This window comes from Nonomuraea indica, from assembly GCF_002850745.1.
GTDB classification, from domain to species: Bacteria; Actinomycetota; Actinomycetes; order Streptosporangiales; family Streptosporangiaceae; genus Nonomuraea; species Nonomuraea indica.
The window spans coordinates 26,304-50,706 of sequence record NZ_PJOK01000064.1; the positions used below are offsets into that span (position 1 = coordinate 26,304).

Consider the following 24,403-nt stretch of genomic DNA (forward strand, 5'->3'; position numbering starts at 1 on the left):
TGACTCCTAATCCACGATCTTCACCCAGAACGGACTTTCGCTGGACACGCTGTGGTCCGGGTTGTAGGTGAGCAGGCGATATTGGCTGTAGAAGTCCTGGAGCGCATCTCCGTGCCTAGAGTTGTGACTGGTCCAGACTGCCTGCACGGAGTAATTTAACCGGTCCTTGGCCGCGCCTTCCTGCGTGGACGCGAATGGGTATTCGTCACATCGGAGCACTCCGATGCCGTGCTCCTCGTACATGTCCTCATTGTAATACTTGCAGTAGTTGGACCCCCATGCGTTGCCCAAGTGGAATTCGCGATCGGTGCCCTTGTGCACCCAAAATTGATGCCCGGCGAACACTGAACGTTTTTCATCCCCTGGCAGCGGAGCGCTGGTCACAGCGTGATCGCAAGGTCGACGTTCGCCTGACGACATAGAGAAACCCCTGGTAGACGGGTTGATCACCACAACCCACACCGTCACAACCAGGGGCTTCGGATGCTGTTCTATCGTGCTGCCGTCGATTTGTCGTCCCAGACGCTGAACTACGTCGCCGGGATCGTCCGGCGGCGCCGAAAGACGATCAAGTCGCCGTGGCGCCGGCTCAACCCGGGACAACAAGCCCTGCTGGTCCTGGTCTACCTGCGCAAGGGCGAGACGTTCGGCGAGCTCGGCGCCGGTTTCGGCGTAAGGACAGCGACCGCGTGGCGGCATGTGGAGGAGACGGTGGCGCTGCTGTCGGCGCGCTCACTGAGGCTTGACCGGGCGTTACGGAAGGCCAAGCGCGACGGGCTGCACTACCTGGTCCTGGACGGCACGCTGATCCGCACAGACCGGATCAAGGCCGACCGGCCCTACTTCTCCGGCAAGCACCGCGTGCACGGGATGAACATCCAGGTCATCGCCACTCCGGACGGAACCATCCTGTGGACGTCAGGGGCACTGCCGGGCAAGACGCACGACCTGAGCGCCGCCCGCATCTGGGGAATCCTGCGGGCGCTGGACAAAGCAGGGATCGTCACCCTTGCCGATAAGGGCTACCAGGGCGCCGAGGGACCGCTGATCACCCCGTACAAGGGCAAGAACAAGCCCGAATCCCAGAAACGGGCCAACCGTGCCCACGCCAGACTCCGCGGACCCGGCGAACGCGCGAACGCCCAGCTCAAAGGCTGGAAGATCCTCCGAAAGCTACGCTGCAGCCCTTCCAAGGCCGGCCATCTCTGCAAAACCATCGCTGTCCTTCAGAACCACCGTGTCGCTCACGCCGCCCGAGGATGAAAAACGTTCACTCTCCGGTTGACGGTGTCGTTCCCGTTGGGTCCCTCTCCAGAGGGGGAGGCCCGCATCGGTGCCCGGCGCCGCCGCATAGTTTCCTGAGATGACTTTGAACCGCTCGGTGCCTGTCTTTTCTCGCGCCGGCGGATATTCGTCGTTCCGGCCGTCGGTCGTGTCTCCGAGGCGATACGGCGGATTGGCATCCGCGTTCTTGTTCGGGTCCAGAGCCTTCTCGATGTGTGCGATGACATCCCGGAAAATTGGAATTCTTTGTCTTGGACATCGTGAAGACCCGGTCTGCCCTGATGTAGACCATGGGCATGGCGTGACAGGCGAGAGGAGACGACTTTGAGCGGTCCGACGTACAGGTTTTTGCTGGAGGGCTGGGAGAACCGCAGCGTGTAGGGCTGGGATGAGGACACCCGGACTCATTGGGCGTACCCGTGAGCTCGGTAGTCGGGCGGTATCGCCTCCAGCAGCCAAGAAACAGCCGACACCTTCCAATCGGGGTCTCCGGGCGCTGTGACCTGTCAGGCCAGCCAGGAGGCCTCCCGTCAACCGGCACCTCCGCGCTTGTTCCCGCATCACCGATGCGCCGTTCAGTTCGCTCATCCACATCTTCCACGCCGCTGTAGTCCTCCCGATCGAGGAAGACCCGCCTCGACGGCGGAACCCGCCCTTGGCGAGGTACCAGCTTGCCGCGTGGGCCAGGGATGATGTCGGTCCACGTCAACAGCGCCTCACGGCGGCCATCGATCGTCGTCCGCTGTTTCAGCATCTGGCCAGCCCCATCGGGCAGCAGTCTTACCACGGGCGGCTTCGGGATACAGCCAGCCTGGCCAGAACCGAATGCATGTTCTGATCCATGTGGTTGCGCTCCTGAAACTGCTGGTCTTACTGGCCGCGACAGGCTCGTCATGTCGCCCGCGGCGGCTGGCAGCGCGGGAACGCGTCCGCGTCCTGCGGGGTCCCGGGCGGGGAAACGGTCCATCGGAGGCGATCCCAGGGACTATGGTCCCTGCCGTGACCACGGCCAGGCGCGGGAACGTCGTCCCATGTCCGCTGTTACCTCCGCGCCGGGGACGTCCCGGTGACCGACACCGGCGCGAGCCCTGCCCCTCCTGACCCCGGATCGCTCGCCGCCCGCCGGCTCCCGTTCGCGACGCCCGGCGGCGTCAGCAGAACGGTGAACGCCGCCGCCGCGGCGCCGTCGGTGCACAACACCCAGCCGTGGCGCTTCCGCCGGGTCGACGACGCGACCATGGAACTGTACGCCGACCTCGACCGGCTGCTGGCCGTCACCGACCCCATGGGGCGCGGGCTCGGCATCAGCTGCGGGGCCGCGCTGTTCAACCTGCGCCTCGCGGTCCGGATGACCGGGCACGACGCCCAGGTCACGGCGCTGCCGGACCCGGCCGCCCGCCCCGACCTGCTGGCCACCGTGCGCGCCACCCCGGGCGAGCCGCCCGACCAGGACGAGCGGCTGATGTACGACATGATCCCGCACCGGCGGACCAACCGCTTCCCGTTCGACGACCGCCGGCTCCCCAAGGACGTCTTCGTCGAGCTGGTCCACGCCGCGCACGCCGAGGGCGCCACGCTCGTCCTGGTCAAGGGGCGGACGGCGCGGCGGGTGCTCGACATGATCGGTACGGCGGACGACACGCTGGCCGCCGAGGAGTCCTATCGCGCCGAGCTGGCCTCCTGGACGGATCCGAGCCGGCGCTTCGACGGCGTGCCCGAGCACGCCTTCGGCCCCCGCCCGCGCGACGGCAGGTTGCCCATGCGCGACTTCAGCCTGCGGGACGCCGCGCGGCCGAGTGCCGACTTCGAGGCGGACCCGCAGGTCGCGGCCCTGTTCACCAGAGGTGACGGGCCGCTCGACTGGCTGCGTGCCGGGCAGGCGCTGCAGCGGGTGCTCCTGACCGCGACCGCGCACGGCGTGGCGGCGTCGATGTTCAGCCAGCCGCTCGACCTGCGCCCGGCACAGCACCACGGCGAGCAGGCCGGGCCGCTCGGGCACGTGCAGATGCTGGCCAGGTTCGGGTACGGCCCGCCCGTCCCGCGCGTGCCCCGCCGCTCGGTGTTCGAGGTGCTCGACCCGGTGGAGGTCCCCGGTGGGTGAGCAGGTGGGTGAGCAGGTGTGTGAGCAGGTGGGCCGGCCGCCGCGGCGGGACACCGCCGTCCTCGCCCTGACCGGCGACCACCCGGCCGCCGACGCGGCGGCCCACAACCCGCGGGGAGTCAGCGCATGACGCAGCGACCGTTGCGGCGGGTCCGGCGGGACGCCGCCCACAGCCCGTTCATCGTCATCTGGGAGGCCACCCGGGCATGCCCGCTGGCCTGCCTGCACTGCCGCGCCGAGGCGGTGCCCGACCGGCACCCCGAGGAGCTGTCCACCGACGAGGCCACCGGGCTGATGCGGCAGGTGGCGGATTTCGGCCGGCCCGCGCCGCTGTTCGTGATCACCGGCGGCGACCCGTTCGAACGGCCGGACCTGCTGGAGCTGATCCGGCGGGCCCGCGAGCTCGGCCTCTCCCCCGCCGTCTCACCCTCGGCCACCCCGGCGCTCACCCCGGGCAGCCTCGCCCGGCTGCGCGAGGCGGGCGCCGCCGCGATCTCGCTCAGCATCGACGGGGCGACAGCCGGCGGGCACGACGCCTTCCGCGGCTACGACGGCGTGTTCACCCGTACCATGGCGGCCTGGCAGGCCGCTCGCGAGGCCGGGCTCAAGGTGCAGATCAACACCACGGTGACGCGCCGCAACCTCACCGGGCTGCCGGACATCGCCCGCCTCGTGCGCGACCAGGGGGCGCTGCTGTGGAGCGTCTTCTTCCTGGTGCCCACCGGCCGGGGCCGCGCCCTGTCCGCGCTGAGCCCCGAGGAGGCCGAGGACGTGCTGCACTTCCTGTACGACGTCGGCACCACCGTCCCGGTGAAGACGACCGAGGCGCACCATTTCCGGCGGGTGGCCCTGCAGCGGCTCATCCTGGCCGAGCACGGCGCCGACCACGCCGCGTCGCTGGGGCCCCTCTACCAGAACCTGCACCTGCGGGCGCAGCGCGCCGGGCTGATCGGCCGCAGCCGGGTGCGCCGCCCGCCCATCGACGTGAACGCCGGGCGCGGCTTCGTGTTCGTCTCCCACACCGGCACCGTGCACCCCTCGGGATTCCTGCCCCTGGGCGCCGGCAACGTACGCGATCGGCCGCTGAGCGAGATCTACCGGTCCGCTCCCCTGTTCGCCGCCCTGCGCGATGCCGACCGGCTGGGCGGGCGGTGCGGGGCATGCGAGTTCCGGGCCATATGCGGCGGATCGCGGTCGCGCGCGTACGCCTGCACCGGCGACATGCTCGCCGAGGAGCCGTGGTGCGGTTACGAACCGGGCAGCTTCCCCTACCAGGAGGACCTCGCCCGGCATCTCCAGGCGTCCTAAGTCCCCGAAGGTCGAGACCTTGGTCCATACCCCGCGCGGGACCTCCGCGCTGAGATGGGACCAGGACATCGCAGCACGTCGACGGGGCGCGCAGCCGCTGCCCGCCGAGTCCACCCCACGAACGCACGATCACGCGAGGAAGACATGACGAACCCACAAGCCGCCGCCCACGGTCGAAGGCCCGCGCTGATGCTCGCCTTGGCGACCCTCGGGTTCGCGGTGAACTTCTGGGCCTGGGCGCTGCTCAGCCCGCTGGGCCCGCGGTTCAAGGAACTGCTCGGCCTGTCGGCCGGGCAGCAGGCGCTGCTGGTCGCCGTACCGGTGATCGTCGGCTCGCTGGGCCGCATCCCCGTCGGCGCGCTCACCGACCGTTTCGGCGGGCGGGTGATGTTCCCGCTCGTCTCCGCCGCCACCATCGTCCCCGTGCTGTTCATCGGGCTGTTCGGGCAGACGTCGATGGTCGCGCTGCTGATCGGAGGGTTCTTCCTCGGCATCGGCGGCACCGTGTTCGCCGTCGGCGTGCCGTTCGTCAACGCCTGGTTCCCGCCGCACCGCCGCGGGCTGGCCGTCGGGATCTTCGGCGCCGGGATGGGCGGCACCGCGATCAGCGCGCTGACCACCGTCCCCCTGGTCCGGAGCGGCGGCGCCACCGCCCCGTTCCTGCTCACCGCTGTCGTCCTGGCCGGCTACGCCGTCATCGCGTGGCTGGTCCTGCGGGACGCGCCGGGCCGCACCGTCGCCACCGCGTCGATGGTGACGCGCATGGCCGCGACCCTGAAGCTGCCGATCACCTGGCAGGCGTGCGCGCTGTACGCGGTGGCGTTCGGCGGCTACGTCGCCTTCGCCGTCTACCTGCCCGCCTACCTGCAGACCGGCTACGGGCTCGAACTCGCCGACGCCGCCAACCGGATGGCCGGATTCGTCGTCCTGGCCGTCCTGGCCCGGCCGCTCGGCGGCTGGTTGTCCGACCGGATCGGCCCCATCCCCGTGCTGACCGGCGTGTTCGTCGTCATCGCCTGCATGGCGGGCGTGCAGGCGCTCACGCCCAGCCTCATGCCGGTCGGCACGATCGCGTTCCTGACCATGGCCGCGGCGCTCGGCGCCGGCAGCGGCGCCACCTTCGCCCTCGTCGCCCGGGTCGCCCCCGCCGACAAGGTCGGCGCGGTCACCGGTCTGGTCGGCGCCGCCGGCGGCCTCGGCGGGTTCGTGCCCCCGCTGGTGATGGGCTTCCTGTACGGGCAGTTCGGCTCCTACGGGATCGGCCTGGCTCTGCTGGCCGTGACCGCCGTCGCGACCGTGGTGCTGACGGCGACGGCGGTACGCGCCCTCGCCACGAGGCCGGCACCCGCCGCCGCCGGAACCAGTGATTAGCCGGAAGGCTCCCAGCAGCACCGGACCCGTACGACCCTCAGGAGCGCCGCCGCGGCCGGAACAGCCGCGGCGGCGGCCGGAGCGACCGGGGCCGCCGGTGGCCTGGCGGCGGCTGCCGCTGCTGGCCGGGGCCGCCGTCGCGCTGGCCGCCGGGATCACCGGCGGGCTCGCGCTGCTGATCGAGGCGATGCCGGCGCCGGCGTCCTTCACCGAGCACCACGGGCCGCTCATGGCGCTCGGCTTCCTCGGCACCCTGATCGCGCTGGAACGCGCGGTGGCGCTGCGCCGCCCGTGGGGATACGCGGCGCCGGCACTGGCCGCGGCGGGGGCCGTGGCGCTCGCCGCCGGCGCCGAGCAGACGGGACGGTTGGCGCTGACCGCCGCCGGCGGCTGGCTGGTGGGCGTCTACCTGGCGTTGCTCGGCCGCCGTCGCTCCCGTGAGACGTTCCTGCAGCTCGGCGGCGCGCTGGCGTGGCCGGCGGCGGGGCTGCTGTGGCTGGCCGGCCGGCCGGTGGCGGAGCTGGCCGTCTGGTTCGCCGCCTTCCTCGTGCTGACGATCGCCGCCGAGCGGCTCGAACTGGCCCACGTCGTGTTCCTGCGGCCCGCCGCATGGGCGGGCCTGCTGGCCGCCACGGCCGTGGTCGGCGCCGGGGCCGTCGTGTCGCTGCTCGCCCCGGCCGCCGGGGCGCGCACGGCCGGGGCCGGGATGGTGGCGGTCGCCGGGTGGCTGGCCTTCCACGACGTGGCGCGGCGGACCGTGCGCGGGTCCGGGCTCCCCCGGTACGCGGCCGTGTGCCTGCTGGCCGGGTACGGCTGGCTCGCGATGGCCGGGGCACTGTGGTCGATCACCGGGCTGGCGTCCGGGCGCTACCTGTACGACGCCGCGCTGCACGCGCTCTTCCTCGGCTTCGTCATGTCCATGGTCTTCGGGCACGCCCCGGTGATCCTGCCCGCGGTGCTGCGGGTCCGGCTGCCCTACCGGCCCGTCCTGTACGCGCCGCTGGCCGCGCTGCACGCCGCCGTGGGGCTGCGCGTGGCCGGGGACCTGGCCGCCGCGGCGGTGGTGCGCACGCTGGGCGGCGTGCTGGCGGCGGTCGCTCTGCTGCTGTTCGCCGGCTGCGCGTTCGCGCTGACGCGCTCCGGCCGTGCCCGAGTCGCGCCTCCACGAGGTCCGGTCGGGGCACCGCAGCCGCCTCGGGGTCCGCGCGCGTCGTGGCGCCCGCGGGCGAACCCGGGCGTGGTGGTCGGCTGCCTGCTGACGGCCGCCGCCGTCGTCGTCGCCGTGACCGGCGTCTCCGCGCCGCCGACGGTGACCGCGACCGGTTCCCGCACGGTCGACGTGACGCTGTCCGGGATGCGCGTCCGGCCCGCCGTGATCGAGGCGCCCGTGGGCACCGTGCTGACGTTGCGCGTCACCAACGCCGACGCCCAACGCCACGACCTGCGCCTGGCGACCGGCGAGCGCACCCCGATGCTCGCCTCCGGGCAGAGCTCCACACTGAGGCTCCGGCCGCTGGGCGAGGCGGTGGACGGGTGGTGCACGGTGGCCGGGCACCGCGCGGCGGGCATGACCCTGCGCATCACCCCGACCGGCTCGGCCGCCGCCACCCGGCCCGACCAGGGCACCGGCCACGACGGGCACGGCTCACCCGCCGCCGCGCAGCCGGACGCGCCCGCCCGGCTGGACCTGGCCGCGCCCATGTCACCGGGCTGGACCCCGTACGACGCGGCCCTGAAACCCGCCCCCGGCGGCACGGAGCACCGCGTCGAGATCCGCGCGGACGACACCGTCGTCCAGGAGGTCGCGCCCGGAGTGCGGCAACGCGTGTGGACGTTCAACGGGACCATGCCGGGGCCGGTGCTGCGCGGGAAGGTCGGCGACGTGTTCACGGTGACGTTCGTCAACGACGGCTCGATGGGACACGGCATCGACTTCCACGCCGGGGCGAACGCGCCGGACGGCCCGATGCGCACCATCCAGCCGGGCGAACGGCTGACGTACCGCTTCCGCGCGGAGTTCGCCGGGGCGTGGCTGTACCACTGCTCGACCATGCCGATGACCCAGCACATCGCCAACGGCATGTACGGGGCCGTCATCATCGACCCGCCCGACCTGCCCGACGTCGGCCGCGAGTACCTCCTCGTCCAGGGTGAGCTGTATCTGGGCGAGCCCGGCAGCCAGGCGCAGGTCGCCAAGATCCGGCAGGGTGACCCGGACGGCTGGATGTTCAACGGCACCGCCGCCGGCTACGACCACGCCCCTCTGACGGCCACGGCCGGAGAGCGGGTCCGCATCTGGGCCGTGGCCGCGGGCCCCGGCACGGGCACCGCCCTGCACGTCGTGGGCGCGCCGTTCGACACCGTCTACACCGAGGGCGCCTACCGGCTCCGCGCCGGGGACCCGGGCGGGGCGCAGGTGCTCGACCTGGCTCCCGCGCAGGGCGGCTTCGTCGAGCTCGTCTTCCCGGAGCCGGGCACCTACCCGGTGGTCGACCACACCATGCACCAGGCCGAGGCCGGCGCGCACGGCCTGGTCAAGGTGAGCGCTCCGCAGGACGACTGACCGCGCACGGCCGGTTCAGGTGAGCCTGGACGACCGACCGCGCGCACGAGCGTGGCCTGCCCCGTTGTCTCCTTCGGGGCAGGCCACGGTCATGCGCGCGTCCGGTGCGCGCGACGGACGGTCAGGGACGACCGATGCGGACCTTCCAGACCTCCGGCCCCGCCTCCAGGTAGTCCCAGGTGAACTCGCCGGGGTGCTCGGCGGCGAACTGGTAGTACAGCGGCTTCGGGTCGTGGTCGTTGACCAGCACGAACGCCGTCCCGGCCGCCAGCTCGCCGTACACGGTGAAGATCTGCTCGTGGCGCTGGGCCGGGACGAGGCGGCGCACGTCGAGTTCGACGTCGTCCTCACCGTCCGGGTGTCCCGTGTCGGCGCAGCCGCAGCAGGCGCCGCCGGCTGGCTCGCCGAGGATCTCGTGCGCGTCACCCAGCAGGGACTCCAGATCGACCCCGTGGGCGGCGAGAGCGGGCAGCAGGACGTCGTTCTCCTTCTTCAGGTGCGCCTGGAACAGGGCGTTCAGCGCGGACGACGCGCTCACGATCTCGCCGGGGGTGGTCGCCGTGGCCAGGTCGCCGGCCAGCTCCTGCAGGGCGGCGTGCTCGTCCAGCATCGCCCGGACGAGCAGCTCGGTGGCGGGCAGGCCGGCCGCGGCGGCGTACAGGGTCTTCTCCTCGGCCGCGGCGTGCGGCAGCACCTCGTCGGCGCAGAACGCCGCCAGCACCGCCTGCCGGGGCGCCGGGGACGTCAGCCGGTCGATGGAGCGGGCGATGGTCACGGCGTGGTCGGACATCGTACGGCCGAGCTGGTCGTGATGGGCGCGGATTCTCGCCAGCACCGCGTTCTGCGCGTCGGCCTGCGTGTGGGTGGTCATGGAAAGGATCTCCTCCAGTGGTGCCTACGGGGTGAAGAGGGGGGTGCTGAGGTAGCGTTCGCCGGTGTCGGGCAGGACGACCACGACGAGCCGGCCCGCGTTGTGCGGGCGGGCGGCGAGGGCGGAGGCCGCGTGCAGGGCCGCGCCCGCCGAGACGCCCGCGAGGATGCCCTCGGTGCGGGCCAGCCGCCGCGACGCCTCCCGGGCCTGCTCCACGTCCACGCGCACGACCTCGTCGTAGACCCCGGTGTCCAGGACCTCCGGCACGAAGCCGGCGCCGATGCCCTGGATCCCGTGCGGTCCCGGAGCCCGGCCCGACAGCACCGCCGATTCGGCCGGCTCCACGGCGACCACGCGCACCTCGGGCTTCTTCTCGCGCAGGAACCGGCCCACGCCGGTGATGGTGCCGCCGGTGCCGACGCCGCAGACCAGCAGGTCGATCTCGCCGCCGGTGTCCTGCCAGATCTCCTGCGCGGTGGTGCGCAGGTGGACGTCGGGGTTGGCGGGGTTGGCGAACTGCTGGGGCATGAACCAGCCGTGCTCGGCGGCCAGCCGTTCCGCCTCCGCGATCGCGCCCTTCATGCCGAGCGCGGCGGGGGTGAGGACCAGTTCGGCGCCGTAGGCGGCCAGCAGCGCCCGCCGCTCGGTGCTCATGCTCTCCGGCATGGTGAGGGTGAGCCGGTAGCCCTTCGCGGCCGCCACCATGGCCAGCCCGATGCCGGTGTTGCCGCTGGTGGGCTCGACGATGCGGGAGCCGGCGCGGAGCAGGCCGGCGTCCTCGGCGGCCTCGATCATGGCGCGGGCGATGCGGTCCTTGACGCTGCCGCCCGGGTTGGCGGATTCCAGCTTGGCGGCCAGCCGGGCGGGCAGTCCCGCGCCGAAGCGGGACAGGCTCACCATGGGGGTCGCGCCGACGAGGGACAGGACGTCGGGATGGATGCCGGGCACGGGTTCTCTCCTGATGGCGGTGGGGGTGACGGGTGCGTGCACGTGGGCGCCCGCGCGCACGTCGGCCAGGACGAGGGCGTGGGCGCCGATCGAGGCGTCGTCGCCGACGTGGACGCGGCCGAGGACGGAGGCGCCGACGCCGACGGTGACCCGATCGCCGATCACCGGGTGGCGGGGCGTGCCCTTGGCGTCGGACCGGTGTCCGCGGCCGCCCAGCGTGACGTGGTGGTACAGCGTGACGTCGTCGCCGATGACGGCGGTCTCGCCGATGACGACGCCCGCTCCGTGGTCGATGAACAGCCGCCGTCCGATGCGGGCGCCCGGGTGGATCTCGATCCCGGTGAGGGTGCGGGCCAGCTGCGAGATCAGGCGGGGAACGAACGGCACCCGGCGGTCGTGCAGCCAGTGGGTCAGGCGGTGGGTCCACACCGCCCAGACGCCGGGGTAGAGGAGCGCCTCCAGCCTGCGGTGACCGTAGAGGGCGGGATCGCGGCGCACGGCCGCGCGAAGCTCGTCGAGCATGAGGGTGATGTCCGTCCGGGTCCACAGCGAGGTCGGCCTGTCGGAGGGACGGGCCATGGGGTGCGGGTCAGGCCCCGGGACAGCGTTCGTCGAAGACGCGCCGGACGTGGAAGCCGGTCATGGGGGTCGCGAAGTCGGCGACCGGCTGCGGGCCGGACGGGCGGTGAGTCCGGGGATGGGTGTTGACGACAGCGACTCGCCGCCCGCCGGGGTCCGGGCCCGTCATGGACGCCACGGGCCGCGTGCCGGGTGGGCGGCGGATCGGGTGGCGCTCATCGGGCATGACCCACACGCTAGGTCCGGGGCCTGACCGGCCGGCACTGCCACAGGTCACCCTCGCGTGGGACTTTGGACCCGACCTCACAGGGCCGATCGGCAGCCTCCTGGCGGCCGGGGAACACGCCGTACCCGGGAGTGATCGATGTGCCGGTGCGCCCGCTCGCGCAGCCCGGCCACCGGCGTGCGTCTCCTCGGCGGCGGGATTGTCGGCTTGGTGTGTGACGATGACGTCTTCGCCGGAGGCCGGGGGGTCGCATGTGGAGGTCGCTGCCGTCGGCGGCGCGGGTCCTGCTCGCGGTACGGACTCTCAACGCGCTGGGCGCCTACGCGCTGTCGTTCCTGGCGGTGCTGGCGGGGGCGGACCTTGCGGCGGCGGCGCTGGCGCTGTTCGGAGGCGGCGCGCTGCTCTCGCGGTGGGCGGGGGCGTTCCTGCTCGACCGGTTCTCCCCGCGCGGCGTGCTGACCGCCGGGCTGGCCGCCACCGGTTCGGCGCTGATCCTGCTCGCACTGGCGCGGGGCCCGGTTCAGGTGCTGACGGCCGTCACCCTGGTGGGGCTCGCCTTCGAGGTGTACGAGCCGGCCTCCCAGGAACTGCTGGCACGGGCGAGCTCGGGCGAGCGGCGCCATGCCACCTACGCGATGCTCGGGGTGACGCTGTCGGCGGCCGGGGCGGCGGCCGGCCTGCTGGCGGCGGTGCTGTTGCCGCTGGGGGTGCGCTGGCTGGTCGCCGTGGACGCGCTCACCTGTCTTGTCGCCGCCGTCGTGGCGGCGGCGTTCCTGCCCCGCGACGACGTCCGGCCCCACAGACGGCCAGACCTCCAGTCCGACGACCGGCCCCACAGGCAGCACGACGTCCGGTCCGGCCTCCAGACTCACCGGCGGGCCGACGTCCGGCGCGGTGGGTTGCGCGATCGGCTTCGGCGGAAGGCAGCCCGGCGCTGGCGGCCGCCCGCCGCGCTGGTGCGGCTGACCGTGGCCGGCACCGCGTTCGCGGTCGGCACCCTGGCGGTGATGATGTACCTGCCGATGGCGCTGCTGGAGCGGGGCGCCCCGGCGTGGCTGCCCGGCCTGACGCTGTCGGGCGCCGCCGCGCTGGCCCCGCCGGCCCTGTGGGCGGCCCGCGGGCTGCTGGCCGGGCGCTCGCACGGCGTGATCCTGGGGACGGGCACGCTCCTGCTCGGCGTGCTCGCGCTGGGCATGGCCTCCGCCACCAGTGTGCCGCTCACGGTCACCGCCTACCTTGGCTGCGCCGTGGCCACCAGCGTGCTGCTGGGCCGCTGGCAGGCGGCGGTGGCCGACGCCGCGCCGGAGGAGGAGCGGCCTCGCTGGTTCGCCTTCCAGGGATCGTCGTGGGGTGTGGCGCAGCCCGTGGTTCCCCCGTTGGCGGCCCTGGCCGGCACCATCGCGGGCGCTGTCGGCGCCGGTGCGTTCCTGACCGCCGGCGTGGCGTTCCTGGCGGTGCCGCTGGTGCTGCGACGCCTGACGGCCTGACGCCCGCCGAGCACGCGAGCGCCACGGGCACCGACTCATCCAGCCCGGACCTCCACAGGGGTGCTTTGCCCCGCCCGGACGCGCTCCGATAGGGTGGCCGTCCCAGGTGGACACGACCGAGGAGGTGAGCCCCATTACCGCCATGTCAGGCCGGGTGCTCTCCCATCGTGATCGTGCCGTCGCCACGGTGTAGGTGACCGGGAGAGCGCCCCTGGGCACCCGAAAGGCGCTCCATGCCATCCCCGCTGTCATCCCCGACACCGTCCCACCCCTTGGACCCCGCGCTCGTCGTGACGAGACTCCGTGCCGCCGGCTGCGTGTTCGCCGAGGACGAGGCGCGGCTGCTCCTGTCCACCGCCCGCGACCCCGCCGAACTCGACGCCATGGTTCAACGGCGGGTCGCCGGCCTGCCGCTCGAACATGTCCTCGGCTGGGCCGAGTTCCGCGGCCTGCGCATCGCCGTGGACGCCGGGGTCTTCGTGCCACGCCGCCGCAGCGAGTTCCTCGCCGACCAGGCCACCGCCCTCGCCCGGACGACCCTCGCCCCGCCCGCCGGACCGTCCTCGGCCCCGGCGGGCCGCGAGAAGACTGGCCGCGGGGAGCCCGGCGGCGGTGACGGCGGGCTCCGGCCCGTCGTGGTGGTGGACCTGTGCTGCGGCTCCGGCGCGCTGGCCGCCGCCCTGGCCGCGGCGCTGGTCCCGGTCGTCGGCCGGTGCGAGCTGCACGCCGTGGACATCGACCCGGCCGCCGTCCGCTGCGCCCGCCGCAACCTCGCCGCCGCCGGTGGCCGCGTACACGAGGGCGACCTGTACGAGCCGCTGCCCTCGACGCTGCGGGGCCGCGTCGACATCCTGATCGCCAGCCCGCCGTACGTGCCCACCGAGGCGATCGGCCTGCTGCCGCCGGAGGCCCGCGAACACGAGCCGCTGGTGGCGCTCGACGGGGGCGCCGACGGGCTCGACGTGGTACGCCGGGTCGTGGCGCAGGCGCCCCGCTGGCTCGCCCCCGGCGGCCACCTGCTGGTCGAGACCAGCGAGCAGCAGGCGGCGCCGGCCGCCGAGGCGATCTCCCGTGCTGGGCTCGCGCCCCGGATCGCCACCTCCCGCGACCGGTATGCCACCGCCGTCATCGGCACCCGCCCCGCCCCACCCGGCTCCTCCGCCCGCTGACCCCGGCCGGCCGTCCCCGGACACGAGACGGCCGGCCGGAGGGCGGCTCCGGTCGTCGCCCTGGCGGGGTGGGCGCCGCTGCGGGACGAGGTGCCGCGCGACGGTTCCTCGGCCGTGGCGCGCCTGACGATGCTGCTCGACGTGGCGGGCGCATCGGGCCGGGCACGGGGCCGGGTATGGGGCGGGGGCGTGCCCGGCATCCTTCGGCGCGGGTCGAAGGAATCCGCGCCTAGCGTCGTACGCATGGTCATCACACGTCACGACGAGGCCCGGGCGGTGCTCGCGGACACCCGGTACGTCCCGCCGCCCGTGCGCCAGGACGCGCAGCCGGACACGCTGGGGTGGCTGCGGGCGCAGGTCTCGCGGTTCAGCAGCGGCGAGGCGCACGCGGAGCGGCGGCGGGCGCTGGAAGAACGGCTGGCCGTGCTCGACCCGGCCACGCTGCGCCGGCGGGCGCGGACGGCGACACTGGAGCGCGACGGCGACTGGAGGGGCGTGCCCACGGAGGTGCTGGCCGCCGCCCTCGGCGTCCCGGCCCCGGTCACGCTGGTGGAGGCGGTCGCCGCCGGCTATCTGTCCGGAGAGGAGACCCCCGCGGCGGACGCGGCGGTGGCCGAACTGGTCCGGCTGGCGGGCGACGCGCCATCCGCGATCACCGGTCTCACGCTGCTGCTCCAGGCCCACGCCGCCACCGAGGGACTCATCGCGAACGCCCTCACCCACGAGTATGCCGCCGAGTCCGAAGGGCTGCTGCGGGAGACCCTGCGCCACGACCCACCGCTGAAGGCGACCCGCCGGGTGGACCGGGCCACGGGTGCGGAGGTCGTCATCGACCTCGTCGCGGCCAACCGGGACCCCGCCGTGTTCGCCGACCCCGAGCGGTTCGACCCCGCCAGGGGCGAGAGCCCGCACCTGACGTTCGGCCACGGTGTGCGGCCCTGCCCGGCCTCGGTCCACGCGCTCGCGCTCGCGGCGGGGGTCCTCGACGCGCTCTGCCCCGCGCCTCGTCAGCCCGTGTCGGAGAGGCCCGTGTCGGAGAGGCCTCTTTCGGAGAGGCCCGTACCGGATCGGAACGGGACCGCGCAGTCCCCGCGGCCCGCCTCCCGCGGGTGACCCGGTGCAGCCGTCGCGTACCGGGCGGCTGCCCCGCGCCGATCGCCGTTCGTCAGGACGTCAGGACGTCAGGGAACGAGATGGACCAGAACCTGCGTGCCGCGCCCCGTCCGGTACCCGAGCATGCTCTGTTGCAGGTGCAGGGTGGGCGGCGTCTGGTCGCCGCGGCGCGTCGGGGTGTGGAACAGCAGGCCGGTGCGTCCCGTCACGAGGTCATGTACGGCAACGGCTGCCCTGCCGGCGGAGTCACGCTGGCGGAGCAGGACGTAGCGGCCCGCGTAGAGGTCGCCGTGCACGGCCTGCCCCGGCAGGGCACGGCGGCCGGTGCCGTCGCGCCGCCAGGCCTCGGTGCCGTCGAAGCACCACATCACCCCGCAGCCATGCCACGACGTCCGGCCCGCGGGAGGGACCGCGTTCCTGGTCTCGCCGGTCAGCACGTTCTTCAGGTGCTCCACCGGGCGGGCAATGGGGTAGTCCACTGTGGGGTCGTTGCGCGGCCACCCGGCCCAGGGCCATTCGGCCAGGTAGAAACCTCTTGTCCCGCTGGACAGAGTCGGCCTGCCGCCTTTCAGCGGAAGCCGGTACACACCGCCCTCCTCCGGTGACCACACCACGGCGCCGTCGGCGATGGCCAGGCGGTCGGCCCCCACGAGGACGTTGTCGCTGGTGATCGTGGCAGGTACAGCGGCGGGGCGCGGCCGGTGTTGCCTGAGCGGCAAGCGATGACAAAGCGGTCACATACCGCAGGACGCCCCGCCGGTGAGCCCGCCTGGGGGCATCAGCGTCCGGGCGGATCCGGGGCGTCGGCGCGCTCGGACGGAGAGACGAGCAGGAAGAAGCCGACGACCATGACCCACACGGGGAAAACCATCTCCGACCAGGCGATTCGGCTGACGAGCAGCAGCTGCACCAGCCCGACCAGGTAGCCGGCGAGGAGCAGCCAGCGGGGGAACAGGCCGAGGCGCGACACGATGGTCGTGGTGGTCAGCGTGAACACACCCGCCATGCGGGGTGCGTACTCGGTGAGCAGGGTGATCGTGAGATGACGCCCGTAGTGCGGCAGCCCGGTCGGCGGGAGGGAGCCCTTCAACGCGTCGATCGTGACCACGAAGGCCTTCGCCGTCGCGCCGAACACGAAGAGCAGCGCCACGTACAGCAGTCCGGCGCCGAGGAACACCGTGGCGAAGAACCTGTCCTCCCGGATGCCGATGGAGTCGCGTAGCGCGCCCATGAACCACAGGAAGAAGACACCCCCGAACGGCAGGAGGACCAGCGCCAGCCGCAGGGCGTCGTGACCTGTCGCGCCGGAGAGGTGGGCGGCCGCGTCGAGCGGGCGCTCGGGGATCGCCCTGCGCACCAGGATCATGGCGCCGCCCAGCAGGAGGGCGGACAGAATCCCGGCGGCTCCCGCAGCACGCGGCGTCCGCAGCGCCTTCGCCGGCGGTTCGGCCGTGTTCTGCATGCGGTCGTTGTTCCCGCCGAGGCGGCGGGGGACTCCTCCCGAGCCGGATGGTCCCCCGGCCGGGGCCGACGTGAGGGCGGCACCGCCGCGTCACACGCGCGTGCGTGCGGCGCGGCGGCGGCGGGCGGCGGACGGCGGTCCGGGCCGAGGGTCAGTCCGTCAGGGCGGTGCGCAGCTTGGTCAGCACGGCGCGCAGAATGCGCGAGACGTGCATCTGCGAGATGCCGAACTCCTTGGCGATCTCCGACTGGGTCATGTTGCCGTAGAAGCGCATCAGCAGGATGTTCTTCTCCCGGGCCGGGAGCGCGTCGATGAGGGGCTTGATCGCGTGCGTGTCGAGCAGGGTCTCGAGCGAGTGGTCCTGCGCGGGCAGGAAGTCGCTCAGCTCGGCCGCGTCCTCGTCCCCGCCGCCGACCGGCGCGTCCAGCGACAGCGCGGAGTAGGCGGTCGAGGCCTCAAGGGCGAGCAGCACGTCCTCCTCGGAGATGCCCAGCTTGGCGGCCAGTTCGGCGACGGTCGGCGAATGGCCGAGGACCTGGGTCAACTCCGCCGTGGCCTTGTTGATCTCGATGCGGCGTTCCTGGTAGACGCGCGGCACCCGGATGGCCCACGTGCGGTCGCGGAAGTGACGCTTCACCTCGCCCAGCACGGTCACCATGGCGTATCCCCGGAACTCGTGCCCGAGCGTCGGGTCGTAGCCGTTGATGGCCTTCATCAGGCCCACGTAGGCGGCCTGGCGCAGGTCGTCCAGGGGCTCGCCGCGGTAGCGGTAGCGGCGGATGACCTCGCTCACCAATCCCTCGTGCATCTCCACCAGACGCTCGCGGATGCGCGCGGCTTCCAGTTCGGAGATGTGCGGGCCGGCCAGGCCGGTCAGGAGTTCCTCGGCGGTCAGGTGCTCGAGTGCGGTGGTAAGGACAGGCACGTGCTGCTCCCGGATGTGCCGGCGGCCCCGTACACGAGAAAAAGCCCATGCAGAGGCACGCCTCGATTCGCGTGAGAGGAAGCCCTCTGCTGGACTTCGAGATCCACTCTCCCCACCCGACGGCCGCCTCTCACCTCCTTATGGCAACGAATCCATAACGGCTGCCCGCTGTGGCGCTGGCGCAGCAGTGACTGATCGGGTTCGGGGCGGCCCGCTCGCGGCCGAGCGTGGCGACGGTGCGGTCGATCGCGCCGGTGTAGGCGCGGTGGGTGTTGGCGTTGGTGAGGCGGGGTGTGGACAGGAAGGCGTCGGCGGCCCGCCGTCATGGTGACCGTCGGGCCGCGGCTCGCCGTGCTCGCGTACTCCCCTAGGCGCCAGGACTATCTGCCAGATCTGCGAGCGTGGCTGATGGGCCTAGCCCTCGCCGAGGTAGGCGGCCAGGGCCGCTTCGAAGTCCGGGTTGTGTTTGATGGCCATGCGGTACTTGCGTGGGGGACCGATGCCCAAGTGTTCCTCCCCTGCCAGGACCGAGTCGACGAGCCGTGCCACCTTGGCCGGTTCAGGCAGCACACCCAGTCCGAGGTCGTAGGAGGTGTAGGCGAAACCTCGCACCGCACCGGGCTCGTTGACGTCGAGCAACGTCCACCCGTGCTCCTCGTCCCATTCGAGGCTCATCTCGACGGTGTTCCCGAAGTCCGGAATGTGCCAGTAGCCGTCCAGGAGCGAGATCGTCAGGGCACGCTTCAACTTGCCCGGCTCCCCGGCCCGTGCGGCGCCACTGTTTTCGACGCCCGCCGCCGTCAGCGCGTTCGCTACAGCCCAGCCGTAACTGATGGCGTCGGCGCGTTCCCGCTTGGCCATGGCCTGGTCCTTCCAACGTTGGTGCTGCTCCTCAGGTAGGTGAGACAAACAGCAGGATGCCTCATGATTGATGAGACTGGCCCCAAGCGGTTCGCGACGCCGAGGTGGATCTGGTCCAGGGGCGGGCCGTGGTTTCGGGATCAGCGGCAGCCGCGGGTGGTCCCGGCCTGCCCGATGGCCAGGTGTCACTGAGACCTAGACGCGCGTGACGGCGGCTCAGCGGGAAGAGGTGTCTCGGATCTCCTGCCCCGGCATCGTTCGTTCTCAGGTTCGGCCAGGCCGTCGATGGGAGCTGCCGATCTATCGACGGCGTTGAGAAACCGTGTGCCCCAATTTCTCAGGTGATCGACGAATTCCGGCGATTCGAGCACCTCGAATTCGGCGCCGACGTTGCCCAGGGCCTGCGTGGGCCAGTCCAGGCTGGTGGAGATCATCGTGAGCCGGCATCGATGGCGAGCGACCGGTTCGATCTCACCCCATTGGCCGACCATCCGGCGCACGTGTTCCGCGGGTGCGTGAACCAGCACGACGACAGTGTGAGCGGCAGGAACCTGGGCCGCGGTGCGTACGAATGCGGCGGCGTCCCCGCCGGGCAGCGGCCGTGGCAGGAAAGGGGCGCCGGTGTTGCGTGGCTGTGCCAGCCGGTCGAGGCGGAAGCTGCGCCAGTCGTGTCTGGTCAGGTCGTAGGCCACCAGATACCAGCGGCCCCCGAGCGCGACGAGGCGATGGGGTTCCACTTCGCGTTCGGTTTGCGCGCCGCCGCGTGTGGTGTAGCGGAAGCGCAGCCGTTCCTGGTCCCGGCACGACTGGGCGATCATCGTCAACACCTCCGCCGCGATGACCGGCCCGGCGGACGTCGCCGAGACGGTCATCGCACGCAGCGCGTTCACCCTGGCTCGCAGGCGGGGCGGCAGGACCTGCACCACCTTGGTCAACGCGCGCACCGCCGCCTCATCCAGTCCCGCGATTCCGCTCTGCGCCGCGTCTCCCATGCCGACCGCCAGCGCGACCCCTTCTTCGTCGTCGAGCAGCAACGGCGGCAGCACGGCCCCGGGCTCCAGCTGGTAGCCGCCGTCGGTGCCCCGGGAGGCGCGTACCGGATACCCCAGCTCGCGCAGGCGATCGACGTCCCGGCGCAGTGTGCGTTCCGACACTCCGAGGCGATCGGCCAGATCTGCGCCTGGCCAGTGGCGATGCGTCTGCAACAACGACAGCAGCGTGAGCGTGCGGGAACTGGTGTTGGCCATATCCCTATCATCGGCGACTTCCGGTCAGAAACTGGCCGGAAGGCTCCATAGGGTCGTCACCATGATGACTCGCGAGGTTCAGTTGACCGCTCAGATCGCCGCCATCCCCGGCCCCGAGCACTTCACCATCGCTCCAGCGGAGATCGAGGGCGAGGTCGTGGTCCGCACCGGTTACCTGGGCCTGGCCGCCACCTATCTCGAACTCATGCGCGCCGACTGCCACCTTCCGATCCCGCCCTGGCAGCCCGGCCAGCGGGTGGGCGTCATGGCGATCGGCACCGTGCTGAGCTCAGAGAGCCCCGACCTGCAGGAAGGCGACCTGGTCCAGTCGATGAGCGGCTGGAGCACGCATTCGGCGGGACCGGCCGCCTCCTATGTCAAGCTGGACCCGGACGCCTATCCCGACCCGAGCTACCACCTGGGCCAAGGCCCGACCGCCTACTACGGCGTCGCGGACGTGGCCAAGGTCGGCGAGGGTGACATCGTGTTCGTCTCCGGCGCGGCCGGCGGTGTCGGCTCGCTGGCCGGGCAGATCGCCCGCAACCTGGGCGCCAAGAAGGTGATCGGCAGCGCGGGCAGCCAGGCCAAGGCCGACTACCTCGTGGACGAACTCGGCTTCGACGCCGCCTTCGACTACCACCACAGCCCGGTCGCCGCGCTCAAGGAACTGGCCCCAGAGGGCATCACCGTTTTCTTCGACACCGTGGGCGGTGCGCTGTATGACGCCGCGCTCGAAGTCGCCGCGCCAGGAGCCAGGTTCGCTCTGTGCGGATCCCTGTCCACCCAACTCGGCGCCGCCTCCGACCGCTTCCCCGAGCCCGACCGCGACGCCGCCCTGGCCAGGGGCGTCGAGCTGCTGCCGTTCTCCTGCTACCACACCCCCGACCAGATCGCCGCCTGGCACCACCACTTCCGAACCGCGCTCGACCAGGACCGCTTCGTCTACCCGCGGACCGTCGTCGAGACCGGCATCGACGGCGTGCCCGGCGCATTCCTGGCCATGCTGCGCGGCGACTACCGAGGCAACGTCTCGGTACGGCTGGCATGACCAGGTTCGCCCTCATGACGCACGCTACCGGGCTGCCTACCGTACGGAATAGTTGAAACATAAACTTGGTTGTCGGGTGCACATTCGCTCGAGGCCCTCGGAAGGAGCCCAGCATGCCCGCCGTAACCGTCGACAACCCGCTCACCCTCCCCCGCCTGCCCGAGCCGGCGGCGGCACGGCCGCAGCGCAGGGTCCTGACCGTCGAGACCGCCCCCAGTGGATTCGAGGGCGAGGGCTTCCCCGTGCGCCGCGCCCTGGCCGCGATCAAGCCGTCCTACCTCGACCCGTTCGTGATGATGGACCAGATGGGTGAGGTGGACTACGCCGCGGGCGAGCCCAAGGGCACGCCCTGGCACCCGCACCGCGGCTTCGAGACCGTCACGTACATGATCGACGGCGTGATCGAGCACCTCGACTCGAACGGCGGGGGCGGCACGATCACCAACGGCGACACCCAGTGGATGACCGCCGGCGCGGGCATCCTGCACAAGGAGGCTCCGCCGGAGTGGCTCGTCCAGCAGGGCGGCCTGTTCCACGGTGTACAGCTCTGGGTCAACCTGCCGGGCGCCAAGAAGATGACCGAGCCGCGCTACCAGGACATCTGCGGCTCCAGCGTCGTCCTGCTGAGCAGCCACGACGGCGGGGCGGTGGTGCGCCTCATCGCCGGCGGCCTCGCGGGACACACCGGCCCCGGCAGCACGCAGACGCCCATCACGCTGCTGCACGCCACGGTCAGCCCGGGCGCCCGGCTCACCCTGCCGTGGCGCAAGGACTTCAACGCCCTCGCCTACGCCCTGTCGGGGCGCGGGTCGGCCGGCACGGAGCGGCGGCCGTTCGGGAGCGGGCAACTCGCGGTGTTCGACGGCTTCGGCAACCAGCCGGGACTGACGACACAAGGGGAGAGCATCACGCTCACCGCCTCGGCGAAGGACACGCTTGACGTGATCGTGCTCGGCGGCGAGCCGATCGGCGAGCCGGTGGCCCACTACGGCCCGTTCGTCATGAACACCCGCGAGGAGCTGGTGCAGGCGTTCGAGGACTTCCAGGCGGGGCGGCTCGGCACCGTCCCCGCCGGTCACGTCTGACCACCACCTGGCGATCGCGCGCCGGGTCCGTCCCGCATGGAGCGGAGCCGGTCCTTCGTGAGGTGAGCAGGGCCATAGGCGGGCCCCGCTGGGGCGATCTCCGCGCACATCGGCCCGGCGTGGGCCGGCGCCGCGATCGGCGGCTCCGGGGCGACGCCGAACCTGTGCCTGACGGTCCAGCTCCTGAGCGAGCAGGTCTCCGAGGCCGAGCTCGTCGCCGCCCTTCCGAGCTTCCGGCCGGTCCCGGCGACGACTCTGGCAGCCGTACCGGTGAACTGAGAGTCCAGCCTCCCCTGCCTGGACGCGTGCGGTCGTTCGCCTGGTGTGCGGACACGCGTCTGAGGTGCGCGGGCGGGGGTAGGGCCTCGGCATGGACATCAGCCGGGGGACACGCGAGGCCGTCATCGTCGTGGGAGCCGGGGTGGCCGGGCTGGCCTGCGCGGTGCGGCTGCACGAGGCGGGCATGGCGGTACGCGTGCTGGAGGCGTCCGACGGGGTCGGCGGCCGGGTGCGCACGGACGTCGTCGGCGGTTTCCGGCTGGATCGCGGCTACCAGGTGTTCAACACCGCCTACCCCGAGGCCCGCCGCGTCCTCGACATCGACGCGCTCGACGTGCGCCCCTTCGCCTCGGGGCTGATCGTCCAGGGTGCCACCGCCCGGGCCAGGGTGATGTTGCCGTGGCGGCATCCCCGGCACGCGCTGAGCGGGCTGCTGGCCGGCCTCGGCACGCTGCGCGACAACGCCGTGCTCGCCGCGATCACCGCGCGCGACCTCGCCCTGCCCGGTTCCCGGCTGCGCGGCGGGCGCGAACGGCGTACCGATGAGGAGCTGCGCGCCTGGGGCATGTCCGCCAAGATGATCGACTGCCTGATGCGGCCCTTCCTGGCCGGCGTGCTCCTGGAACGCGATCTGGAGACCTCCAGCCGGGTCTTCCACCTGTTCTGGCGGTCGTTCGCGCGCGGCACGATCGGTCTGCCCGCGCTCGGCATGGGCCAGATCCCGCGACAGCTGGCCGACCGGCTGCCGCCGGGCGCCATCACCCTGGGCGCCCGCGTGACAGAGGGCTCGGCCGACGGGGTGCGACTCGCGGACGGCACCACGGTGGAGGGCCGGGCCGTGGTGGTGGCCGCCGACCCCGTCTCGGCGGGCGACCTGCTGGGCGGGATCGAGGTGCCCCCGATGCGCGCGGTGACCACCTTCTACCACGCCGCCCCCCGCTCGCCCCTGCACGAGCCGGTCCAGATCGTCGACGCCACCGGGGCGATCACCGACACCCTGGTCGTCACCGACGCGGCCCCGGAGTACTCCGCGGACGGGCGCGCGCTGGTGTCCACGTCGGTCCTGGGCCTGACCACCGACGAGGGACCGGTCCGCGAGCGCCTGGGCGAGATCTACGGCACCACCGCCGGCTGGGAGCACCTGGCCACCTATCCGATCCCGGCGGCGCTGCCCGCGATGCCGCCGCCGCACCCCCTGCGCAAGCCGGTGCGCCTGCACGCCGGGCTGTACGTGTGCGGCGACCACCGCGACACCGGCTCCCTCCAGGGCGCGCTCGTCTCCGGCCGGCGGGCGGCCCAGGCCGTGCTCACCGACTGCCGGCCCCGCCTCGCCGGCAGCCGCTCCGCGCCTGGGGTGACCGCCTGAACCGCGGGGCCGGATCCCGCCGGACGGGACCCGCCCTCGTCGCCTCCGGCAACGAAGAGGCCGGACGAGGAGAGGCCGGACGAGGAGAAGCCGGGCGTGAGGTCAGGTCTGCGGCGGGTGGGCGGGGACGTAGAACGCGATCGTGTTCGCCGCCATGGCCCGGGCCTGCTCGGGCGGCGCGCCGGCCGCCTCGTGGGCGACGCCCCACGCCTCCCCGCTCATGGTCATGAACTGGCGGGCCTCCTCGCTCTGCTCCCAGGCGCGGTGGTCGCCGACGGCGCCCCCCGTCAGGTGCAGGCCGAGGCCGAGCACCGTCAGGTCCCAGCCGACGCCGACGGCGCCGGGGCCGAACTGCGACCAGAACTCCGGCGGCACCTCCGCAGTGTGCCGCAGCCGCAAGTCGGTGGTGTCGTCCGCGGCGGGGGTCAGCCGCACCTCGACCTCCGACCTTCCGGGGGCGTCGCCCATCGTCCAGGTGATGCGGAGCAGGCGGGGCGGCTCGCAGTGCAGGATCTCGCCGCCGGCGTTGCCCTCGAGCTGGTAGCGGCCGCCCACGCGAAGGTCACCGGTGACCGGCAGGAACCAGCGGTTGATCCGCTCGGGGGTGGTGCAGGCATCCCACACGTCCTCGACGGGCGCGTCGTAGGTGCGGGTGATGGTGATCGTCTTGGTGACGCCGTCGTCGCCGACCTGCCGTCCGGCCCGCTTGATGGCGTCGATGATGTCGATCATGAATGGTCGTTCCTCTCGGGTGGTCCGTCGGGAGGCGACGCCGCGCGGCGCTGGCGCCTGCCCCGGGCCAGCTCGGTGGCCAGCGAGTCCAGGCGCTGGTCCCAGAAGCCGCGGAAGTGGTCCAGCCAGGCGTCGATCTCGCGCAGCGGGGCGGGGTCCACGGCGTACAGCCGCCGGGTGCCCTGCGCCCGCACGGTGGCGAAGCCGCTGTCGCGCAGCACCTTCAGATGCTGGGACACGGCCGGCTGGGAGATGCCGAATTCGGTCCGGATGACCGCGGTGACCTCGCCGGAGCCGAGCTCGCCGTCGGCCAGCAGCTCCAGGATCCGGCGTCGTACCGGGTCGCCCAGAACGTCGAACGCGTGCATGGCCACAGCC

At 72.6% G+C, this 24,403-nt stretch carries 23 protein-coding genes; 12 read left to right on the forward strand and 11 right to left on the reverse strand.

The window, feature by feature from the left end; all coding sequences use genetic code 11:
- Positions 1-6: 6 nt before the first annotated feature.
- A complete protein-coding gene (locus CXR44_RS36480) occupies positions 7-384 on the reverse strand; it encodes a NucA/NucB deoxyribonuclease domain-containing protein (RefSeq protein WP_180903882.1) in 378 nt (125 codons plus the stop codon).
- A gap of 99 nt (positions 385-483) precedes the next feature.
- Here CXR44_RS36480 and CXR44_RS36485 point away from each other — a divergent pair, with 99 nt between their 5' ends.
- From CXR44_RS36485 to CXR44_RS36505, 6 genes are all read left to right on the forward strand, one after another.
- A complete protein-coding gene (locus tag CXR44_RS36485) occupies positions 484-1,263 on the forward strand; it encodes a transposase family protein (RefSeq protein ID WP_101790722.1) in 780 nt (259 codons plus the stop codon).
- Positions 1,264-2,350: 1,087 nt separating this feature from the next.
- Positions 2,351-3,385: an Acg family FMN-binding oxidoreductase gene (locus CXR44_RS36490; RefSeq protein ID WP_245899879.1), complete on the forward strand. Its 1,035-nt coding sequence runs from the start codon at positions 2,351-2,353 to the stop codon at positions 3,383-3,385.
- Positions 3,378-3,515 carry a hypothetical protein gene (locus CXR44_RS39885; RefSeq protein ID WP_180903883.1) on the forward strand — a complete coding sequence of 46 codons (138 nt, stop codon included), beginning with the start codon at positions 3,378-3,380 and terminating at the stop codon, positions 3,513-3,515. The genes CXR44_RS36490 and CXR44_RS39885 overlap by 8 nt, the downstream gene beginning before the upstream one ends.
- The gene (locus CXR44_RS36495) at positions 3,512-4,693 is read left to right on the forward strand and encodes a TIGR04053 family radical SAM/SPASM domain-containing protein (RefSeq protein WP_101790723.1); all 1,182 of its coding nucleotides are present in this window, start codon (positions 3,512-3,514) and stop codon (positions 4,691-4,693) included. Before CXR44_RS39885 ends, CXR44_RS36495 begins: the two co-directional genes overlap by 4 nt.
- Positions 4,694-4,837: 144 nt before the next feature.
- Complete coding sequence (locus CXR44_RS36500; RefSeq protein ID WP_101790724.1) at positions 4,838-6,064, forward strand: MFS transporter; 1,227 nt, start codon at positions 4,838-4,840, stop codon at positions 6,062-6,064.
- 97 nt (positions 6,065-6,161) lie between these two features.
- A complete protein-coding gene (locus tag CXR44_RS36505; protein WP_245899881.1) occupies positions 6,162-8,627 on the forward strand; it encodes a multicopper oxidase domain-containing protein in 2,466 nt (821 codons plus the stop codon).
- 121 nt (positions 8,628-8,748) lie between these two features.
- Here CXR44_RS36505 and CXR44_RS36510 read toward each other — a convergent pair whose 3' ends face one another.
- The 3 genes from CXR44_RS36510 to CXR44_RS36520 are packed head-to-tail and all read right to left on the reverse strand — an operon-like array spanning position 8,749 to position 11,251.
- Positions 8,749-9,498: a DUF2249 domain-containing protein gene (locus CXR44_RS36510; protein ID WP_101790725.1), complete on the reverse strand. Its 750-nt coding sequence runs from the start codon at positions 9,496-9,498 to the stop codon at positions 8,749-8,751.
- A gap of 24 nt (positions 9,499-9,522) precedes the next feature.
- On the reverse strand, positions 9,523-11,025 hold the full coding sequence (cysK, locus tag CXR44_RS41885; RefSeq protein WP_101790726.1) for a cysteine synthase A: 1,503 nt from the start codon (positions 11,023-11,025) through the stop codon (positions 9,523-9,525).
- 10 nt (positions 11,026-11,035) lie between these two features.
- On the reverse strand, positions 11,036-11,251 hold the full coding sequence (locus CXR44_RS36520; RefSeq protein ID WP_144070216.1) for a hypothetical protein: 216 nt from the start codon (positions 11,249-11,251) through the stop codon (positions 11,036-11,038).
- A 251-nt stretch (positions 11,252-11,502) separates the two neighbouring features.
- On the opposite strand from CXR44_RS36520, the gene CXR44_RS36525 reads away from it, so the two are divergent.
- The 3 genes from CXR44_RS36525 (at position 11,503) to CXR44_RS36535 (ending at position 15,020) form a co-directional block, all read left to right on the forward strand.
- Positions 11,503-12,738, forward strand: coding sequence for an MFS transporter (locus CXR44_RS36525; protein WP_101790728.1), 1,236 nt, complete (start codon positions 11,503-11,505; stop codon positions 12,736-12,738).
- Positions 12,739-12,971: 233 nt separating this feature from the next.
- The gene (locus tag CXR44_RS36530) at positions 12,972-13,907 is read left to right on the forward strand and encodes a putative protein N(5)-glutamine methyltransferase (protein WP_101790729.1); all 936 of its coding nucleotides are present in this window, start codon (positions 12,972-12,974) and stop codon (positions 13,905-13,907) included.
- A gap of 243 nt (positions 13,908-14,150) precedes the next feature.
- On the forward strand, positions 14,151-15,020 hold the full coding sequence (locus tag CXR44_RS36535) for a cytochrome P450 (RefSeq protein ID WP_101790730.1): 870 nt from the start codon (positions 14,151-14,153) through the stop codon (positions 15,018-15,020).
- Positions 15,021-15,088: 68 nt separating this feature from the next.
- Here CXR44_RS36535 and CXR44_RS36540 read toward each other — a convergent pair whose 3' ends face one another.
- From CXR44_RS36540 to CXR44_RS36565, 5 genes are all read right to left on the reverse strand, one after another.
- Positions 15,089-15,670 carry a hypothetical protein gene (locus tag CXR44_RS36540; RefSeq protein WP_101790731.1) on the reverse strand — a complete coding sequence of 194 codons (582 nt, stop codon included), beginning with the start codon at positions 15,668-15,670 and terminating at the stop codon, positions 15,089-15,091.
- 128 nt (positions 15,671-15,798) lie between these two features.
- Positions 15,799-16,482, reverse strand: coding sequence for a hypothetical protein (locus tag CXR44_RS36545; protein WP_101790732.1), 684 nt, complete (start codon positions 16,480-16,482; stop codon positions 15,799-15,801).
- A gap of 151 nt (positions 16,483-16,633) precedes the next feature.
- Entirely contained in the window at positions 16,634-17,407 is a 774-nt protein-coding gene (locus CXR44_RS36550) for a SigB/SigF/SigG family RNA polymerase sigma factor (RefSeq protein WP_101790733.1), read from the reverse strand.
- 414 nt (positions 17,408-17,821) lie between these two features.
- Positions 17,822-18,268: a DUF6292 family protein gene (locus CXR44_RS36560; protein WP_101790734.1), complete on the reverse strand. Its 447-nt coding sequence runs from the start codon at positions 18,266-18,268 to the stop codon at positions 17,822-17,824.
- Between the two features lie 185 nt (positions 18,269-18,453).
- A complete protein-coding gene (locus CXR44_RS36565; protein WP_101790735.1) occupies positions 18,454-19,515 on the reverse strand; it encodes a helix-turn-helix transcriptional regulator in 1,062 nt (353 codons plus the stop codon).
- A 61-nt stretch (positions 19,516-19,576) separates the two neighbouring features.
- Here CXR44_RS36565 and CXR44_RS36570 point away from each other — a divergent pair, with 61 nt between their 5' ends.
- The 3 genes from CXR44_RS36570 to CXR44_RS36580 all read left to right on the forward strand — a co-directional run bounded on the left by CXR44_RS36570 (position 19,577) and on the right by CXR44_RS36580 (position 23,293).
- Positions 19,577-20,563 carry an MDR family NADP-dependent oxidoreductase gene (locus tag CXR44_RS36570; protein WP_101790736.1) on the forward strand — a complete coding sequence of 329 codons (987 nt, stop codon included), beginning with the start codon at positions 19,577-19,579 and terminating at the stop codon, positions 20,561-20,563.
- Positions 20,564-20,676: 113 nt separating this feature from the next.
- Positions 20,677-21,648, forward strand: coding sequence for a pirin family protein (locus CXR44_RS36575; protein ID WP_101790737.1), 972 nt, complete (start codon positions 20,677-20,679; stop codon positions 21,646-21,648).
- 370 nt (positions 21,649-22,018) lie between these two features.
- Positions 22,019-23,293: an NAD(P)/FAD-dependent oxidoreductase gene (locus CXR44_RS36580; protein ID WP_101790738.1), complete on the forward strand. Its 1,275-nt coding sequence runs from the start codon at positions 22,019-22,021 to the stop codon at positions 23,291-23,293.
- Between the two features lie 102 nt (positions 23,294-23,395).
- On the opposite strand, the gene CXR44_RS36585 is transcribed toward CXR44_RS36580, so the two are convergent.
- Complete coding sequence (locus CXR44_RS36585; protein WP_101790739.1) at positions 23,396-24,025, reverse strand: SRPBCC family protein; 630 nt, start codon at positions 24,023-24,025, stop codon at positions 23,396-23,398.
- Positions 24,022-24,393, reverse strand: a complete 372-nt coding sequence (locus CXR44_RS36590; protein WP_101790864.1) for an ArsR/SmtB family transcription factor — start codon at positions 24,391-24,393, stop codon at positions 24,022-24,024. Before CXR44_RS36590 ends, CXR44_RS36585 begins: the two co-directional genes overlap by 4 nt.
- Between the last annotated feature and the right edge of the window lie 10 nt (positions 24,394-24,403).